The organism is Providencia sp. PROV200 (assembly GCF_049901995.1).
GTDB classification, from domain to species: domain Bacteria; phylum Pseudomonadota; class Gammaproteobacteria; order Enterobacterales; family Enterobacteriaceae; genus Providencia; species Providencia rettgeri_E.
Genome location: NZ_CP096307.1, coordinates 1,078,393 through 1,095,781, shown reverse-complemented (window position 1 = coordinate 1,095,781; position 17,389 = coordinate 1,078,393). Strand labels below are relative to the sequence as shown.

Annotated in this window: 9 protein-coding genes, 3 tRNA genes and 3 rRNA genes; 7 read left to right on the top strand and 8 right to left on the bottom strand. The window is 44.6% G+C overall.

Features of this window, described 5'->3' with window-relative positions; translation table 11 throughout:
• Position 1: 1 nt before the first annotated feature.
• Positions 2-1,096, bottom strand: a complete 1,095-nt coding sequence (locus M1E86_RS04810) for a tRNA/rRNA methyltransferase (protein ID WP_426099267.1) — start codon at positions 1,094-1,096, stop codon at positions 2-4.
• Between the two features lie 169 nt (positions 1,097-1,265).
• On the opposite strand from M1E86_RS04810, the gene M1E86_RS04805 reads away from it, so the two are divergent.
• The 7 genes from M1E86_RS04805 to M1E86_RS04775 all read left to right on the top strand — a co-directional run bounded on the left by M1E86_RS04805 (position 1,266) and on the right by M1E86_RS04775 (position 8,290).
• On the top strand, positions 1,266-1,967 hold the full coding sequence (locus M1E86_RS04805) for a tRNA-uridine aminocarboxypropyltransferase (protein WP_185746945.1): 702 nt from the start codon (positions 1,266-1,268) through the stop codon (positions 1,965-1,967).
• A 228-nt stretch (positions 1,968-2,195) separates the two neighbouring features.
• Positions 2,196-4,841, top strand: coding sequence for a bifunctional acetate--CoA ligase family protein/GNAT family N-acetyltransferase (locus tag M1E86_RS04800; protein ID WP_125894244.1), 2,646 nt, complete (start codon positions 2,196-2,198; stop codon positions 4,839-4,841).
• 159 nt (positions 4,842-5,000) lie between these two features.
• Positions 5,001-6,356, top strand: coding sequence for a CDP-diacylglycerol--serine O-phosphatidyltransferase (pssA, locus tag M1E86_RS04795; RefSeq protein ID WP_125894246.1), 1,356 nt, complete (start codon positions 5,001-5,003; stop codon positions 6,354-6,356).
• A 73-nt stretch (positions 6,357-6,429) separates the two neighbouring features.
• Positions 6,430-6,762, top strand: coding sequence for a YfiM family lipoprotein (locus M1E86_RS04790; RefSeq protein ID WP_213914217.1), 333 nt, complete (start codon positions 6,430-6,432; stop codon positions 6,760-6,762).
• Positions 6,763-6,877: 115 nt separating this feature from the next.
• A complete protein-coding gene (locus tag M1E86_RS04785) occupies positions 6,878-7,201 on the top strand; it encodes an antibiotic biosynthesis monooxygenase family protein (protein WP_102138272.1) in 324 nt (107 codons plus the stop codon).
• Positions 7,194-7,583 (top strand): amino acid-binding protein, encoded by a 390-nt coding sequence (locus tag M1E86_RS04780; protein WP_125894252.1) that lies wholly within the window; start codon positions 7,194-7,196, stop codon positions 7,581-7,583. Before M1E86_RS04785 ends, M1E86_RS04780 begins: the two co-directional genes overlap by 8 nt.
• Complete coding sequence (locus tag M1E86_RS04775; protein WP_125894254.1) at positions 7,580-8,290, top strand: ArsR/SmtB family transcription factor; 711 nt, start codon at positions 7,580-7,582, stop codon at positions 8,288-8,290. Before M1E86_RS04780 ends, M1E86_RS04775 begins: the two co-directional genes overlap by 4 nt.
• Before the next feature lie 199 nt (positions 8,291-8,489).
• Here the strand turns inward: M1E86_RS04775 and M1E86_RS04770 are convergent.
• The 7 genes from M1E86_RS04770 to clpB all read right to left on the bottom strand — a co-directional run bounded on the left by M1E86_RS04770 (position 8,490) and on the right by clpB (position 17,309).
• Positions 8,490-8,566, bottom strand: a tRNA-Asp gene (locus M1E86_RS04770).
• Positions 8,567-8,624: 58 nt separating this feature from the next.
• Positions 8,625-8,740, bottom strand: a 5S ribosomal RNA gene (gene rrf, locus M1E86_RS04765).
• Positions 8,741-8,884: 144 nt separating this feature from the next.
• Positions 8,885-11,902 (bottom strand): 23S ribosomal RNA (locus M1E86_RS04760).
• 315 nt (positions 11,903-12,217) lie between these two features.
• A tRNA-Ala gene (locus M1E86_RS04755) sits at positions 12,218-12,293 on the bottom strand.
• 139 nt (positions 12,294-12,432) lie between these two features.
• Positions 12,433-12,509: transfer RNA gene (locus M1E86_RS04750), tRNA-Ile, on the bottom strand.
• Positions 12,510-12,574: 65 nt separating this feature from the next.
• Positions 12,575-14,113 (bottom strand): 16S ribosomal RNA (locus M1E86_RS04745).
• The 16S, 23S and 5S rRNA genes sit together here with 3 tRNA genes alongside, the layout of an rRNA operon.
• 622 nt (positions 14,114-14,735) lie before the next feature.
• The gene (gene clpB, locus M1E86_RS04740; RefSeq protein ID WP_213912852.1) at positions 14,736-17,309 is read right to left on the bottom strand and encodes an ATP-dependent chaperone ClpB; all 2,574 of its coding nucleotides are present in this window, start codon (positions 17,307-17,309) and stop codon (positions 14,736-14,738) included.
• Between the last annotated feature and the right edge of the window lie 80 nt (positions 17,310-17,389).

The following is a 17,389-nucleotide window of genomic DNA, read 5'->3' as shown; positions in this document are numbered from 1 at the left end:
ATTATTTAACTTGGTTCTGCTGCCACCACTGCGCCAGCATAATTCCCGTTGCAACAGACACGTTCAAGCTTTCCACTTTACCTGTTCCGCCGATATACAGGCTCATATCACCTTGGTCCCACGTGCTATCACTTAAACCATCACTTTCTTGGCCTAAAACTAAGACCATTTTGGCAGGTAACTTCGCTTTTGCGAGATCTTGGCTGCCTTTATGGCTGGAAGTCGTCACAATGGTATAACCCGCTTTGCGGAATTTATCCAAAGTGTCCGTTAATCCATCGGCATCAATCGCTTTAATGTGCTCAGCACCACCTTCTGCGGTACGAATTGCCGCACCAGACTCCAGCATGCCAGCATCCTGCAAAATCACCCCTTTGATACCAAAGTGTGCACAACTACGCATAATACCGCCCAGATTATGTGGATTTCCCACATCTTCCAGCGCTAATACACAGTCATTGCCTGTCGCTTGCTGCAAGTAAGCATCGGCACTCATACCACCACGTTTTTTGATGATAAAACACACACCACCATGATGTTCAGTTCCCGATGCTTTCGATAACTCTTCATCATCGACAACGTGGTAAGCCTTGCGATTTGCAGCCATCCATTTTAATGCATCACGAAAACGTGGCGTGACAGATTGCAAGAACCACGCGCGAACAATCGCATCAGGGCGGTTTTTAAACATGGCTTGACATGCATTCTCACCATAGATACGGGTTTCTTCTTGGCGCTGCTTACGCAATTGTTCAGGGTCAATTTGGCTCTTACCGACAATTCCACCATGGTCATTCGCTAACTCTTCGCTATCTGGCTTAGAAACAGTGCGCCAAGGTGAACGTTCACGAGGTGCATCATTACGGTTATCGGAGCGACGACCTTCACGACCGCCTTCAGGGCGATTTGAGCGACCGCCACGATCTTGGCGAGCACCATCTCGTCTATCGCCACCACGTTTGTCATTACCACACCTATCATCACGGCCACCGCCTCGGCGTTTATCATTACCTGTCGTGTTGCCCTGCTCTTCACTGCGGACATACATCACTTTTACTTTGCCGTTTTTACCACTAAAATCATTCGAGTCGTTCATCACTATCCCCTACTAAGCTATGGCGCGAAGATTACATGATGTTGCATGGCTACGCTACCGATTCACACTATTATCTCATCTAAAAGTTATTGAATATACTTCTATCGTATAGAAATCGTTTTGCGTACAATATGCGCTTTCATTTTAGGCCTAAAAAATATCACTTAACATGACTCCGAATGCCGTTTATCACCTGCGTCAACAACGCCTCGCGTTATCGACTAAACCGTTTAAAGCGCGGGGCTGCCGAGTAAAACGTTGCCAATATTGCTTGTTACCTATTCCACAATGCCTGTGCCAAGACACCATATCGTCACAAGCAAAAAGTCAATTCTGCTTGATTATGTTTGATGGCGAAGTATTCAAGCCAAGTAATACGGGAAAACTGATTGCAGATATTTTACCCGATACTTTGGCCTTTCAATGGTCAAGAACAGAGCCTGATGCGCAACTACTGGCGGCATTGCAAGACACTACAAGGCAACCTTACCTTATTTTTCCAGAAAGCTACGCTCAAAATGAACGTGTCGTGGTCAATGAACCTACTTTGTCGGATAAACCCGCTTTATTTGTTTTACTCGATGGGACCTGGCCAGAAGCTCGTAAAATGTTTCGTAAAAGTCCTTACCTTAATGATATTCCGATGCTTTCAATTAATACCAAAGCAAGAACGGATTATTTACTACGTACGCCATCAAGGGAAGAACAACATTGTACTGCTGAGGTCGCCGCTACCGTTTTAGAACTCGCGGGAGATTTAAACGCGTCAAAACAACTATTTAGCCACTTCAATCTTTTCCGTCAAAAATATCTTGAAGGAAAACCACACCACCCTATTGCACAGAAGCTACTTACCGAATCCTACCTCTAACTATTTATTGGTACTGTTTTCCTCTTTCTTTTCGAGCCCAGTACCATTAAATGACAACTTTTAGATCGTCGTGCTAATAAAACGTGAACGTGCTTGTATAAATTAACTAAACTCACCGGATAAACTAGCGCAATCGCAAAGATAAGGCATAGTATTCATAAGTATTACTCAGCCAATTTTTATCTATTGGCCGCTTATCTCGTTCAGCAAAGCAAAGGGTTATCAACTATGGGTTTAGTCAGTCAGTTAGAATCTTTATTCAGGCCAAAGTCTATCGTTGTCATTGGAGCATCTGAAAATCCGGGCCGTGCAGGTTCGGTAATGATGAAAAACCTTCTTACCAGTGGCTTTAAAGGCCCTATTCTGCCTGTTAACCCAAACCGAGACTCTGTTCTTGGTGTGCTTGCCTATCCGTCTATAGATAAATTACCGCTCAAACCTGACCTTGCCGTTATCTGTACTCATTACTCTCGTAATATCACCTGTTTACAGCAATTAGGGGAAGCGGGCTGTAAAGTGGTGATTATTTTATCGTCCCCTTCAATTCAGTTTAATGAATTAAAAAAAGTTGCCCAGCAATATCAAATTCGCCTATTAGGCCCGAATAGCCTAGGTTTTTTAGCCCCTTGGCAGGGCTTGAATGCCAGTTTTTCGCCAATTCCAATCTTAAAAGGAAAACTCGCTTTTATCTCTCAATCTGCTGCGGTATCAAATACCGTTCTGGATTGGGCAAGGCACCGAGACATCGGTTTTTCTTATTTTATTGCCTTGGGTGATAGCATCGATATTGATATTGACGATTTACTCGATTATTTAGCGCGTGACAGCAAAACCAGTGCCATTTTGTTGTACCTCGAAAGCATTAGTGATGCACGGCGCTTTTTATCGTCATCTCGCAGTGCCTCACGTAATAAACCTATATTGGTGATAAAAAGCGGTCGAACCCGCAAAGCACAAGAACTTCTAGGCGATAAACCGAGCCTAGATGCTGCCTATGATGCTGCGATACAGCGTGCAGGGCTACTTCGTGTACAGGATACTCACGAAATGTTTTCTGCTGTCGAAACATTAAGCTACATGACGCCATTACGCGGTGAACGCCTTTCAATCATGAGCAATGGCTCAGCCCCTGCCGCGATGGCACTCGATGAACTTCTCTTGCGAAGTGGCAAACTTGCAACGTTAAGTATTGAAACAGAAAATGAATTAAGTTCACTTCTACCGCTTGATTTATCGACGAAAAATCCAATTGACCTAGGAGATGACTCCACCGTTGAGCGCTATATCAATGTATTGAACAAAATGCTCGACAGTCACGACCATGACGCTTTATTGCTTATCCACACCCCCAGTGCGATTACTGAAAGCAAAACCATGGCAGAAAAAATCATTAAAACCATAAAACAGCACCCACGCGGAAAATGGCTAACTATCTTAACTAACTGGTGTGGTGAATATTCATCTCAAGAATCTCGTCGGCTATTTAGTGAAGCGGGGATCCCAACCTACCGTACCCCAGAAGGGGCAATAACCGCTTACATGCATATGGTGGAATATCGCCGCAACCAAAAACAATTAAAAGAAACGCCAGCCCTTCCAGTAGGTATCACCGCTAATACACAACAGGCTCATGAATATATTCAGCAAGCATTGGAAAATAATAAGTTGCACCTGGATACACATGAAGTTCAACCTATTTTAAAAGCCTACGGGTTAAATAGTTTACCCACATGGATAGCGCACTCTAGCAATGAAGCCATTGAAATTGCAGAAAAAATTGGTTACCCCGTTGCTTTGAAACTGCGTTCTCCTGATATTGTACACAAGTCAGAAGTACAAGGGGTCATGCTCTATTTGCGCAATGCTAAAGAGGTAGAAGATGCAGCGAAAGCGATTATGGAGCGTGTTTCAACAAATTTTCCTAATGCTCGAATTGAAGGGCTATTAGTACAAAGTATGGCAAATCGAGCTGGCGCTCAAGAACTCAGAATCGCTGTTGAGCTAGACCCTGTTTTTGGTCCTCTTATCATGCTCGGAGAAGGTGGCATTGAGTGGCAACAAGAGAGCCAAGCGGCAGTTGCTCTTCCTCCACTAAATATGGCTTTAGCTCGCTACCTCGTTATTAATGCTATCAAAAGTTATAAAATCAAATCTCGAAGCGCTTTAGAACCCTTAAATATTATAGGGCTGTCAGCTTTATTAGTGCGCGTTTCAAATTTAATTATAGATTGCCCAAATATTACAAGGTTAGACATCCACCCATTGCTCGCTTCAGGGGATGAATTCACTTTACTTGATGTCTCAATGACATTAAGCCCAACAGATGATGCGACCACATCAAGGCTAGCGATCCGGCCTTACCCTAGTGAACTAGAAGAAACAATCCATTTAAAAGAAGATCTTACGTGCTTGCTACGTCCGATCCTTCCTGAAGATGAACCGTTGCTAAAATCCTTTATAGAACAAGTGACAAAAGAGGATCTTTATTATCGCTATTTTAGCGAGATCAGCGAATTTACCCATGATGACCTCGCCAATATGACCCAAATTGATTATGACCGAGAAATGGCTTTCGTTGCGGTAAAAAACCCAAATACTGCGCCTGAAATTATCGGGGTCACACGAGCAATGGCTGACCCTGATAACCAAGAAGCCGAATTTGCAGTACTGGTTCGCTCCGATATGAAGGGGCAAACACTGGGTTATCAACTTATGCAAAAGCTACTTAGCTACACTCGGAGTCACGGCATTAAAAAGCTAACAGCAATAACCATGCCTGAAAACCGTAATATGATAAGCCTAGCGAAAAAACTGGGCTTTGAGATTGACGTTCAGTTTGAAGATGGAGTGGTTAATCTGACGCTTCATTTATAAAAACCCCTAAGAACAGGGCTCAATTTGTATAGTAATTAAACAAGTCGTCAATTTATACTAAATGGTTTGGTTAAATATGCTATCATCCACAGATCATTCGCTTAAAAATGTGCGCAAAGCGAGTTGCTATTGGACTAATAAGAGAAAATTCACACTGTGATGTTGTCAAAATTAAAACAAGCAAAACATCAACAATATTTGGCCAGTTTACCAAAACTATCTCAAGAAGTTGCTGATGTAAAAACGCTATATAAGACAGAAGATTTTCGTGATGAACTGCTTAAGCAAATCTCTCAAGCTCAAAATACTATCTACATAACGGCTTTGTATTTAGAGAAAGACGATGCAGGCAAAGACGTACTTCATGCGCTATATGCTGCAAAACAAGCTAATACATCATTGGATATCAAAATTCTCGTAGACTGGCACCGTGCTCAACGAGGGCGTATAGGCGTTGCTGCAAATGCAACTAATGCCGATTGGTATTATGATGTTGCTCAGCATTATCCTGATATCGAAATTCCTATTTATGGTATTCCTGTCAATACACGAGAAGCCCTTGGTGTACTACACCTCAAAGGCTTTTTATTTGATGATACCTTGCTATATAGCGGAGCGAGTATTAATGACGTGTATTTACAACGTCATGATAGATACCGTTATGACAGATACCACCTGATTAAAAATGGGCAGCTCACCGCATCAATGAAAAAATTCATTGATGCATCATTATTGCCTGCCGAAGCGGTTCATTTGCTCAATACTGAAACTCGTCCTAAAACAGCAGAATTTAAGCATTTAATCAAACAATTTCGCTTAAGCTTAAGGGGAGCTTCTTACCAATTTACAGGAAATGCATCAAATGACGCATTATCGGTTACCCCTTTTGTCGGGCTTGGTAAGAAAAACGATTTAAACCGAGTCATCACCCACTTAATGGGTTCGACCAGTAATAAATTAACTATCTGTACACCTTATTTTAATTTACCCGCGGTTTTAGTCCGGATTATCAGCAGGTTACTGCGTGATGGTAAACAGGTTGAAATTATCATTGGTGATAAAACCGCCAATGATTTTTATATTCCTCCCGAAGAGCCGTTTAAAATTATAGGTGCATTACCCTATCTCTACGAAATTAATCTGCGTCGTTTTGTCAGCCGCTTACAACGCTTTATTGACAGCCAACAACTCACAGTCAGGCTCTGGAAAGATGGCGATAATACCTATCACTTAAAAGGTATGTGGGTTGATAATCAGTGGCAGTTGATCACGGGTAATAACTTAAACCCTCGAGCATGGGGCTTAGATCTTGAAAATGCAGTATTAATTCACGATCCAAAACAACAATTGCAAGAACAGCGTAGCCACGAACTCGCGTGTATCCGAACGCATACAAAAGTTGTTAACCATTATCGTGAACTGGACAGCATTCAAACCTATCCAGTTAAAGTGAAAAAATTAATCCGACGGCTACGTCGAATACGGGTCGATCGCTTAATTAGCCGCATTCTTTAGAATTTAAACAATAAGCGTCACACCAGTGGCGCTTTTATTTTGCAACTTTAATTTTCTAGGTATTTCAGCAAATATGCTCAAATTACTAATCATTAGCTTATTTATGTTTATTTTGGCTGGATGTCATGGTTTTCATTGGGCTAATGATAATTGGCAAGGTAAAGATAAAGCTCAGCATTTTGCATTTTCAGCGGCTATGGCTGCCGCTAGCAATGCTTATGCAGATAAACAAAATATACAACACCGTGATGCAGCCATATTCGGTATTCTTTTTTCTGTATCTCTTGGCGTAGCAAAAGAGCTTTATGATAGTAGGCCTACGGGCACCGGTTGGAGTTGGCATGATTTTGCCTATGATGTCGCCGGAGCAGTCGCTGGATATAGCATGTATCAATCCTTCAAATGATCCTCACCTTTCTTTTTCCAATCTTTTACATTCCTATTTTCAATATTTCGCTCACCATCGAAGTAACTATCAATTAAATCCTTATAGTTGAGCCATCTACATTAAGGAGAGTTTTATGATTGCCGTTATTTTTGAAGCCATCCCAATACCTGCGCAAAAAGACCGTTATTTCGAATTGGCAGCCAAACTTAAATCTGAACTGATGAACATTGAAGGGTTCATTGCTGTCGAGCGTTTTCAATCTGTCACAACAGAAGGAAAAATCCTCTCACTTTCATGGTGGGAAACAGAAGAAGCTATAAAAAAATGGAAAAACCACTTCATGCATATCAATGCACAAGTTGAAGGGCAGCAAGCCATTTTTTCTCATTATCGAATTCGAATTGCCCATACACTAAAGGATTATTCATTCAATAAAGAGGATAGTTCCGATGTATGACATTCATGTTATTCTTGAAAACCAAGTGGGAACTTTAGCACTATTGGCAACAACATTAGGGAAACATGGTGTTGGTCTTGAAGGCGGTGGTGTTTTTTCTATCGAAGGAAAAAGCCACGCGCATTTTCTTGTTACCCAGCCAGAAAAAGCGCGTAGTGCCTTAGCAACGGTGGGTTTACAGATTGAGAGTATTACACAACCGGTTATCCGCAAATTAAAGCAAGAGCGTCCTGGCGAGCTCGGCGAAATTGTTTCGCAACTCGCGCTTCACCACATTAATATCTTAGTCCAATATAGCGACCACAATAACAGGCTAATATTAATAACAGACAATGATATAGTAACTGCTGAAGTAACAAAACCATGGGAAAGCCTACCATGATACCCAGCAAAAATAGCATCCTCATTGAAGAAAAAGAACCATTAGAACAATCCATCGCAAAAGTTGCTTCTGCAATTGCTGATCCTTCAAGGGTCAGCATTTTGTGTGCATTAATGGATGGCAGAGCGTGGACAGCAACTGAATTAAGCGCAGTTGCAGATATAGCGCCATCAACAACAAGTGCACATCTAGCTAAGCTTTTAAATAGCCACTTAATTAGTTGTCTATCTCAAGGAAGGCACCGCTATTATCGACTTGCTGGCTCAGACATTGCCGAATTATTAGAAACATTAATGGGGGTATCTATGAAATTAGAGTATACCCACCCAATAACAACACCTACACATCTACGAAAAGCACGCACCTGCTATGACCACTTAGCAGGAGAAATTGCCGTTCAGATCTACGAATTTATGGATAAAAATGGCTGGTTTACAGCTAAAGAAAATAAATTATCGATGATTGGTACCGACCAATTCAAAAAATTGGGGATAGATATTGTTCCTCATACAAAACGGAAAATAGCATGTGCTTGTTTAGATTGGAGTGAAAGACGTATGCACTTAGGAGGGCTCGCAGGATCATTACTGCTACAATTCTTTGAAGAAAACAAATGGATAGATAAAACAAAAGGCTATAGAGAAGTTACTTTTACTTCGGATGGTAAAAAAGCCTTAAAGCGTATATTTGATATTAATATAGCTTAAATTCTCCCCCCAAATAGTGAACAGTTACTTTCTATCCTAAAACGATTTAATAATATAGTTGTAGAACCAATTAAAGCAGACGTAAGACTGTGTTTTCCTCAAATAACGCTCCAAGCCACAATGGGTCATTATCCATAAAATTCAATATGTTAATAATGTAAAAAAGCCCCGTGATTTTCATCACGGGGCTTTAAATAAGTGGCGGAACGGACGGGACTCGAACCCGCGACCCCCTGCGTGACAGGCAGGTATTCTAACCAACTGAACTACCGCTCCACTTATTCTTTTGCCTTTCGGCAGCTTACTGCTATTGAGCAATAAACTTTTAATTAATGTCTGGCAGTTCCCTACTCTCACATGGGGAGACCCCACACTACCATCGGCGCTACGGCGTTTCACTGCTGAGTTCGGCATGGGGTCAGGTGGGACCACCGCGCTATTGCCGCCAGACAAATTCTGTTTGTTCCCGTTTAATGTCACTTTTATACACTAAACCAGAACGTCAATCTCAAACAAGCTGTGTGTCCTTCACCTTTCGGCTTCTCACTCTCTATCGAAAACAACTCTGTCTCTCTAAAACACCTTCGGTGTTGTCAGGTTAAGCCTCACGGTTCATTAGTATTGGTTAGCTCAACATATCGCTATGCTTACACACCCAACCTATCAACGTCTTAGTCTTAAACGTTCCTTTAGGACCCTTAAAGGGTCAGGGAAGACTCATCTCAAGGCAAGTTTCCCGCTTAGATGCTTTCAGCGGTTATCTCTTCCGCACTTAGCTACCGGGCAATGCCATTGGCATGACAACCCGAACACCAGTGGTGCGTCCACTCCGGTCCTCTCGTACTAGGAGCAGCCCCTTTCAATCTTCCAACGCCCACGGCAGATAGGGACCGAACTGTCTCACGACGTTCTAAACCCAGCTCGCGTACCACTTTAAACGGCGAACAGCCGTACCCTTGGGACCTACTTCAGCCCCAGGATGTGATGAGCCGACATCGAGGTGCCAAACACCGCCGTCGATATGAACTCTTGGGCGGTATCAGCCTGTTATCCCCGGAGTACCTTTTATCCGTTGAGCGATGGCCCTTCCATTCAGAACCACCGGATCACTAAGACCTACTTTCGTACCTGCTCGAGCCGTCACTCTCGCAGTCAAGCTGGCTTATGCCTTTGCACTAACCGCATGATGTCCGACCATGCTTAGCCAACCTTCGTGCTCCTCCGTTACTCTTTGGGAGGAGACCGCCCCAGTCAAACTACCCACCAGACACTGTCCGCACCCCGGATAACGGGGCAACGTTAGAACATCAAACATTAAAGGGTGGTATTTCAAGGTTGGCTCCACGCAGACTGGCGTCCACGCTTCAAAGCCTCCCACCTATCCTACACATCAAGGCTCAATGTTCAGTGTCAAGCTATAGTAAAGGTTCACGGGGTCTTTCCGTCTTGCCGCGGGTACACTGCATCTTCACAGCGAGTTCAATTTCACTGAGTCTCGGGTGGAGACAGCCTGGCCATCATTACGCCATTCGTGCAGGTCGGAACTTACCCGACAAGGAATTTCGCTACCTTAGGACCGTTATAGTTACGGCCGCCGTTTACTGGGGCTTCGATCAAGAGCTTCTCCTTACGGATAACCCCATCAATTAACCTTCCAGCACCGGGCAGGCGTCACACCGTATACGTCCACTTTCGTGTTTGCACAGTGCTGTGTTTTTAATAAACAGTTGCAGCCAGCTGGTATCTGCGACTGGCTTCAGCTCCATCCGCGAGGGACTTCACCTAGCGCCAGCGTGCCTTCTCCCGAAGTTACGGCACCATTTTGCCTAGTTCCTTCACCCGAGTTCTCTCAAGCGCCTGAGTATTCTCTACCTGACCACCTGTGTCGGTTTGGGGTACGATTAATGATAATCTAGAGCTTAGAGGCTTTTCCTGGAAGCGGGGCATGAGCTACTTCATCACCGTAGTGACTCGTCATCGAACCTCAGCATGTAGTGAACCGGATTTGCCTAATTCACCTGCCTACATTCTTAAACCGGGACAACCGTCGCCCGGATAGCCTAGCCTTCTCCGTCCCCCCATCGCAATTATCACCAGTACGGGAATATTAACCCGTTTCCCATCGACTACGCATTTCTGCCTCGCCTTAGGGGTCGACTCACCCTGCCCCGATTAACGTTGGACAGGAACCCTTGGTCTTCCGGCGTGCGGGTTTTTCACCCGCATTATCGTTACTTATGTCAGCATTCGCACTTCTGATACCTCCAGCATACCTCACAGTACACCTTCACAGGCTTACAGAACGCTCCCCTACCCAACAATATTTACATATCGCTGCCGCAGCTTCGGTGCATAGTTTAGCCCCGTTACATCTTCCGCGCAGGCCGACTCGACCAGTGAGCTATTACGCTTTCTTTAAATGATGGCTGCTTCTAAGCCAACATCCTGGCTGTCTGAGCCTTCCCACTTCGTTTCCCACTTAACTATGACTTTGGGACCTTAGCTGGCGGTCTGGGTTGTTTCCCTCTTCACGACGAACGTTAGCACCCGCCGTGTGTCTCCCGTGATAACATTCTTCGGTATTCGTAGTTTGCATCGAGTTGGTAAGTCGGGATGACCCCCTAGTCGAAACAGTGCTCTACCCCCGAAGATGAGTTCACGAGGCGCTACCTAAATAGCTTTCGGGGAGAACCAGCTATCTCCCGGTTTGATTGGCCTTTCACCCCCAGCCACAAGTCATCCGCTAATTTTTCAACATTAGTCGGTTCGGTCCTCCAGTTAGTGTTACCCAACCTTCAACCTGCCCATGGCTAGATCACCGGGTTTCGGGTCTATACCCTGCAACTCATTCGCCCAGTTAAGACTCGGTTTCCCTACGGCTCCCCTATACGGTTAACCTTGCTACAGAATATAAGTCGCTGACCCATTATACAAAAGGTACGCAGTCACCCCACCCCAAAGCACATTCACTGCTTGTTTTGTGTGTTGGGCGTCGCAAAAAGCGCTCCGCCAACGCGTGTTGAATGTCACTTCAAAGTTGTCCTCAACACCAGAAAATGCTTTGGTGGTGGGGCTCCCACTGCTTGTACGTACACGGTTTCAGGTTCTATTTCACTCCCCTCGCCGGGGTTCTTTTCGCCTTTCCCTCACGGTACTGGTTCACTATCGGTCAATCAGGAGTATTTAGCCTTGGAGGATGGTCCCCCCATATTCAGACAGGATAACACGTGTCCCGCCCTACTCGTCGAGTTCACAACACTAACACCTTCGGATACGGGGCTATCACCCTTTACTGCCGGACTTTCCAGACCGTTCTCCTGATGCTAATGCTGATTAAGACTCTGGGCTGCTCCCCGTTCGCTCGCCGCTACTAGGGGAATCTCGGTTGATTTCTTTTCCTCGGGGTACTGAGATGTTTCAGTTCCCCCGGTTCGCTTCGTTTGACTATGTATTCATCAAACGATAGTGCAACGAGTTGCACTGGGTTTCCCCATTCGGAAATCGTCGGTTGTAACGGTTCATATCACCTTACCGACGCTTATCGCAGATTAGCACGTCCTTCATCGCCTCTGATTGCCTAGGCATCCACCGTGTACGCTTAGTCGCTTAACCTCACAACCCGAAGGTGTCTTCTTACAACGAGTGACTGTGCTTCATGATTTCGGCGTTAGTCCGTGCGCGCAATGCTCACGTACTTAAAGTACGCTGCGCTTGCTGTGCGCGGGCTGCCTTGAACTCATTTCGCTCGTCGACTCGATAGTTCAAAGTACACTATTCAAGTTGAGATTTTTGAGAGACTCTCACATTGTTTAAGCGATAAACAATGTGCGTTGTTTTCAATTTTCAGCTTGTTCCAGATTGTTAAAGAGCATAATTATTCGCAATAGACTAGTTGACTAATCTATTCTGAATAATCAGAAAAATTTATGGTGGAGCTAAGCGGGATCGAACCGCTGACCTCCTGCGTGCAAGGCAGGCGCTCTCCCAGCTGAGCTATAGCCCCATAAAGGTATTTTTCGGTATCAATTAATCTCCTAATAAGACTTTCTTATTCGGAGGTCTTTTTTCTTAGGCAAGGCGTGGGTTAGCGAAGTTTACTTTTGGGTAAACGAGCTGAGCCATAACGCAGCATAAGAGAAAAGTGGTAGGCCTGAGTGGACTTGAACCACCGACCTCACCCTTATCAGGGGTGCGCTCTAACCACCTGAGCTACAAGCCTATCGATACCGCTACTCTATTTCATCAGACAATCTGTGTGAGCACTTCACAAAAACACTTCAATGGTAAGGAGGTGATCCAACCGCAGGTTCCCCTACGGTTACCTTGTTACGACTTCACCCCAGTCATGAATCACAAAGTGGTAAGCGCCCTCCCGAAGGTTAAGCTACCTACTTCTTTTGCAACCTACTCCCATGGTGTGACGGGCGGTGTGTACAAGGCCCGGGAACGTATTCACCGTAGCATTCTGATCTACGATTACTAGCGATTCCGACTTCATGGAGTCGAGTTGCAGACTCCAATCCGGACTACGACGTACTTTATGAGTTCCGCTTGCTCTCGCGAGGTCGCTTCTCTTTGTATACGCCATTGTAGCACGTGTGTAGCCCTACTCGTAAGGGCCATGATGACTTGACGTCATCCCCACCTTCCTCCGGTTTATCACCGGCAGTCTCCTTTGAGTTCCCGACCGAATCGCTGGCAACAAAGGATAAGGGTTGCGCTCGTTGCGGGACTTAACCCAACATTTCACAACACGAGCTGACGACAGCCATGCAGCACCTGTCTCAGAGTTCCCGAAGGCACCAAAGCATCTCTGCTAAGTTCTCTGGATGTCAAGAGTAGGTAAGGTTCTTCGCGTTGCATCGAATTAAACCACATGCTCCACCGCTTGTGCGGGCCCCCGTCAATTCATTTGAGTTTTAACCTTGCGGCCGTACTCCCCAGGCGGTCGATTTAACGCGTTAGCTCCGAAAGCCACTCCTCAAGGGAACAACCTTCAAATCGACATCGTTTACAGCGTGGACTACCAGGGTATCTAATCCTGTTTGCTCCCCACGCTTTCGCACCTGAGCGTCAGTCTTTGTCCAGGGGCCGCCTTCGCCACCGGTATTCCTCCACATCTCTACGCATTTCACCGCTACACATGGAATTCTACCCCCCTCTACAAGACTCTAGCTGACCAGTCTTAGATGCCATTCCCAGGTTAAGCCCGGGGATTTCACATCTAACTTAATCAACCGCCTGCGTGCGCTTTACGCCCAGTAATTCCGATTAACGCTTGCACCCTCCGTATTACCGCGGCTGCTGGCACGGAGTTAGCCGGTGCTTCTTCTGTCGGTAACGTCAATCGTTGTTGATATTAGCAACAACGCCTTCCTCCCGACTGAAAGTACTTTACAACCCTAGGGCCTTCTTCATACACGCGGCATGGCTGCATCAGGCTTGCGCCCATTGTGCAATATTCCCCACTGCTGCCTCCCGTAGGAGTCTGGGCCGTGTCTCAGTCCCAGTGTGGCTGATCATCCTCTCAGACCAGCTAGGGATCGTCGCCTAGGTGAGCCATTACCCCACCTACTAGCTAATCCCATATGGGTTCATCCGATAGCGCAAGGACCGAAGTTCCCCTGCTTTGCTCCTAAGAGATTATGCGGTATTAGCCACCGTTTCCAGTGGTTACCCCCCTCTATCGGGCAGATCCCCATACATTACTCACCCGTCCGCCGCTCGTCAGCGAGAAGCAAGCTTCCCCTGTTACCGCTCGACTTGCATGTGTTAGGCCTGCCGCCAGCGTTCAATCTGAGCCATGATCAAACTCTTCAATTAAAAGTAGTCTGATGCTCAAAGAATGTCTTACTGACCGTAACGTTCTTTTGTTCGGCTAACTTTGTCGGCTTCGCATCGCTTCCCCTCGCCGTACCTAAGTACTGCCTCGGGTTATCTCTGCTTGCCTTCGCGTTATCCTTCCAAAATAAGCGTTACTACCTTATTTCATATATATGAATTAACGTGTTAGTCACTCTTCAAGACTTAAAATCAAATATTTTTTTGATAGTGTCCTGTGAGTGCCCACACAGATTGTCTGATAAATTGTTAAAGAGCGTTGCGACTGAATCTTTCGATTTTCGACTTCGAGGTCGTTGTCGCGAGGAGGCGTATATTACGTTTTCCTCCGTGAGAGTCAAGCAATTTTTTGCTTTTTCTTTTCAGAATCTCTCGCTGCCGTTTCAGTGTTCATCGCGCTTTGCGTTGTCTTGTTCCCGGTCAGTGGTGGCGCATTATAGGGAGTCAGAAAAATCTAGCAAGTGTTTTTTTTGAAAAAAACTCTTAAGTGACTATATTTTATACTTTACGGCTAACTCGCAACCAAAAAAAGCGGTTTTATACGTAATTTGATATAAAAAAGGTGGCTAATGATAGCCACCTTTTAATTCTACAATAATATCAATTACTGTTTAGCAATGATTTCGTCATTTTCTACATCTAAAATGACTGGTTTACCTGGCAATAACCTACCTGACAGGATTTCTTGTGCCAGAGGGTTTTCAATTTCCTGCTGAATTGCACGTTTCAATGGCCTTGCTCCAAAGATTGGGTCAAAACCAGCCTCCCCAATTTTCTCCAGTGCAGCAGGTGTCGCACTGACTTCATAACCGTGCTCTTCAAGACGTTTGTATAAACGAGCCAGTTGAATATTGGCAATATTCGTAATTTGCTCTTTACCTAATGGATGGAACACGACGACTTCATCGATACGGTTAATAAATTCAGGCCTGAAACTATGGGATACCACTTCCATGACCATATCTTTCATTTCTGAATAACCAATCATGCCAAATCTTTCTTGGATTAAGTCAGAACCCAAGTTAGATGTCATAATGATCACCGTATTACGGAAGTCTACCGTTCTACCTTGCCCATCTGTTAAACGTCCATCATCAAGCACTTGTAATAAAATGTTGAAAACATCAGGGTGTGCTTTCTCAACTTCATCCAATAAAATGACGGAATATGGACGACGTCGAATAGCTTCGGTTAAATACCCACCTTCTTCATAACCGACATAACCTGGAGGTGCGCCCACTAAGCGTGATACCGCATGTTTTTCCATAAATTCAGACATGTCGATACGAACCATTGCATCATCGCTATCAAACATGAAGTTTGCTAACGCTTTACACAACTCAGTTTTACCTACCCCTGTTGGCCCTAAGAACATAAACGAGCCAATTGGGCGATTTGGGTCAGATAACCCTGCACGGCTACGACGAATTGCATTCGATACGGCAACGACCGCTTCGTCTTGCCCAATAACACGCTGATGGAGTTGCTGTTCCATGCGTAACAGTTTTTCTCTTTCGCTTTCTAGCATTCGAGATACTGGGATACCTGTCCAACGCGCTAAGATTTCAGCAATTTCGACATCTGTTACTTTGTTACGTAACAGTTTCATGCTTTTACCTTCAGCTTTCGTTGCTGCTTCCAGCTGTTTTTCCAATTCTGGAATTTTACCGTATTGCAATTCGGACATTTTTGCCAAATCACCCATACGGCGTGCTTTTTCCATCTCTATACGTGTATTTTCAAGTTCAGCTTTAATATGCTGAGTACCCGTTAATGATGCTTTTTCAGCTTTCCATTCTTCTTCTAACGCAGAATACTCACGCTCTTTTTCAGCGAGCTCTTCTTCTAACATTTCAAGACGTTTTTTACTCGCGTCATCCGATTCTTTTTTCAATGCTTGCTGTTCGAGTTTGAGCTGAATAATACGACGTTCCAGCCTATCTAAGGATTCAGGTTTCGAATCCATTTGCATACGTAAACTCGCACCCGCTTCATCAATCAAGTCAATTGCTTTATCAGGTAACATACGGTCAGTAATATACCGATGCGATAACGTTGCTGCCGCCACAATCGCTGGGTCTGTTATCTGTACGTGATGATGCAATTCATACCGCTCTTTTAAACCACGTAAAATGGCAATTGTGTCTTCAACCGATGGCTCTGCCACATACACTTTCTGGAAACGACGCTCTAAAGCTGGGTCTTTTTCTATGTATTGGCGATATTCATCTAATGTGGTTGCACCAACACAATGTAATTCACCGCGAGCTAGAGCCGGTTTTAACATGTTACCCGCATCCATCGCACCATCGGCTTTACCTGCACCAACCATGGTGTGTAACTCATCAATAAACAGAATGACGTTACCTTCCTGTTTAGCAAGGTCATTTAGAACCGCTTTCAAACGCTCTTCAAACTCACCACGATATTTCGCACCTGCAATCAGCGCCCCCATATCTAGGGATAGTACGCGCTTATTTTTTAACCCTTCAGGTATTTCACCATTTACAATACGTTGTGCTAACCCTTCAACAATGGCTGTTTTACCAACACCTGGCTGACCAATCAGCACTGGGTTATTTTTAGTACGGCGTTGCAGTACTTGAATGGTCCGACGAATTTCTTCATCTCGACCAATCACTGGGTCTAATTTGCCTTGTTCTGCACGTTCGGTTAAATCAACAGTGTATTTTTTCAAGGCTTGGCGCTGGTCTTCAGCGCTTTGGTCATTCACTTTTTCTCCACCACGCATCTGTTCTATTGCCTTTTTTAAATTATCTTTATTAACACCAGCAGCTTTGAGCATATCTGCTAATGTCGTATTGGCTTCTAAAGCAGCGACAAGAAATAATTCTGAGGAGATAAATTCATCTCCGTGCTTTTGTGCCAACTGATCACATAAATTCAAATGACGTATTAAGTCACTTGATGGTTGAACATCGCCTGCTACACCTTGCACTTGAGGTAAACGCCCTAATGCATCTTCGACTTTTTGCTGAAATTGTACGGCATTCACGCCTAACGTCGTCAGCAATGGACGAACGGTGCCACCCTCTTGATTAAAAAGGGCGCTTAATAGATGAATAGGTTCGATAAACTGGTTTTCGCGCCCAAGGGCTAGTGATTGGGCGTCAGCGAGAGCTTGCTGGAATTTATTCGTTAAACGGTCCAGACGCATAACACCTCCAATAAATGAGATTAAATTTGCTACTGGATACTAGATGAGGTCAGTTTTTAAATATTCAAGTTTTGCAAGGA

Bases quoted from the DNA above. Each gene is read 5' to 3' on its own strand.
- M1E86_RS04810 (WP_426099267.1), bottom strand. From the start codon at position 1,096: ATGAACGACTCGAATGATTTTAGTGGTAAAAACGGCAAAGTAAAAGTG.
- M1E86_RS04805 (WP_185746945.1), top strand. From the start codon at position 1,266: ATGACTCCGAATGCCGTTTATCACCTGCGTCAACAACGCCTCGCGTTA.
- M1E86_RS04800 (WP_125894244.1), top strand. From the start codon at position 2,196: ATGGGTTTAGTCAGTCAGTTAGAATCTTTATTCAGGCCAAAGTCTATC.
- pssA (WP_125894246.1), top strand. From the start codon at position 5,001: ATGTTGTCAAAATTAAAACAAGCAAAACATCAACAATATTTGGCCAGT.
- M1E86_RS04790 (WP_213914217.1), top strand. From the start codon at position 6,430: ATGCTCAAATTACTAATCATTAGCTTATTTATGTTTATTTTGGCTGGA.
- M1E86_RS04785 (WP_102138272.1), top strand. From the start codon at position 6,878: ATGATTGCCGTTATTTTTGAAGCCATCCCAATACCTGCGCAAAAAGAC.
- M1E86_RS04780 (WP_125894252.1), top strand. From the start codon at position 7,194: ATGTATGACATTCATGTTATTCTTGAAAACCAAGTGGGAACTTTAGCA.
- M1E86_RS04775 (WP_125894254.1), top strand. From the start codon at position 7,580: ATGATACCCAGCAAAAATAGCATCCTCATTGAAGAAAAAGAACCATTA.
- clpB (WP_213912852.1), bottom strand. From the start codon at position 17,309: ATGCGTCTGGACCGTTTAACGAATAAATTCCAGCAAGCTCTCGCTGAC.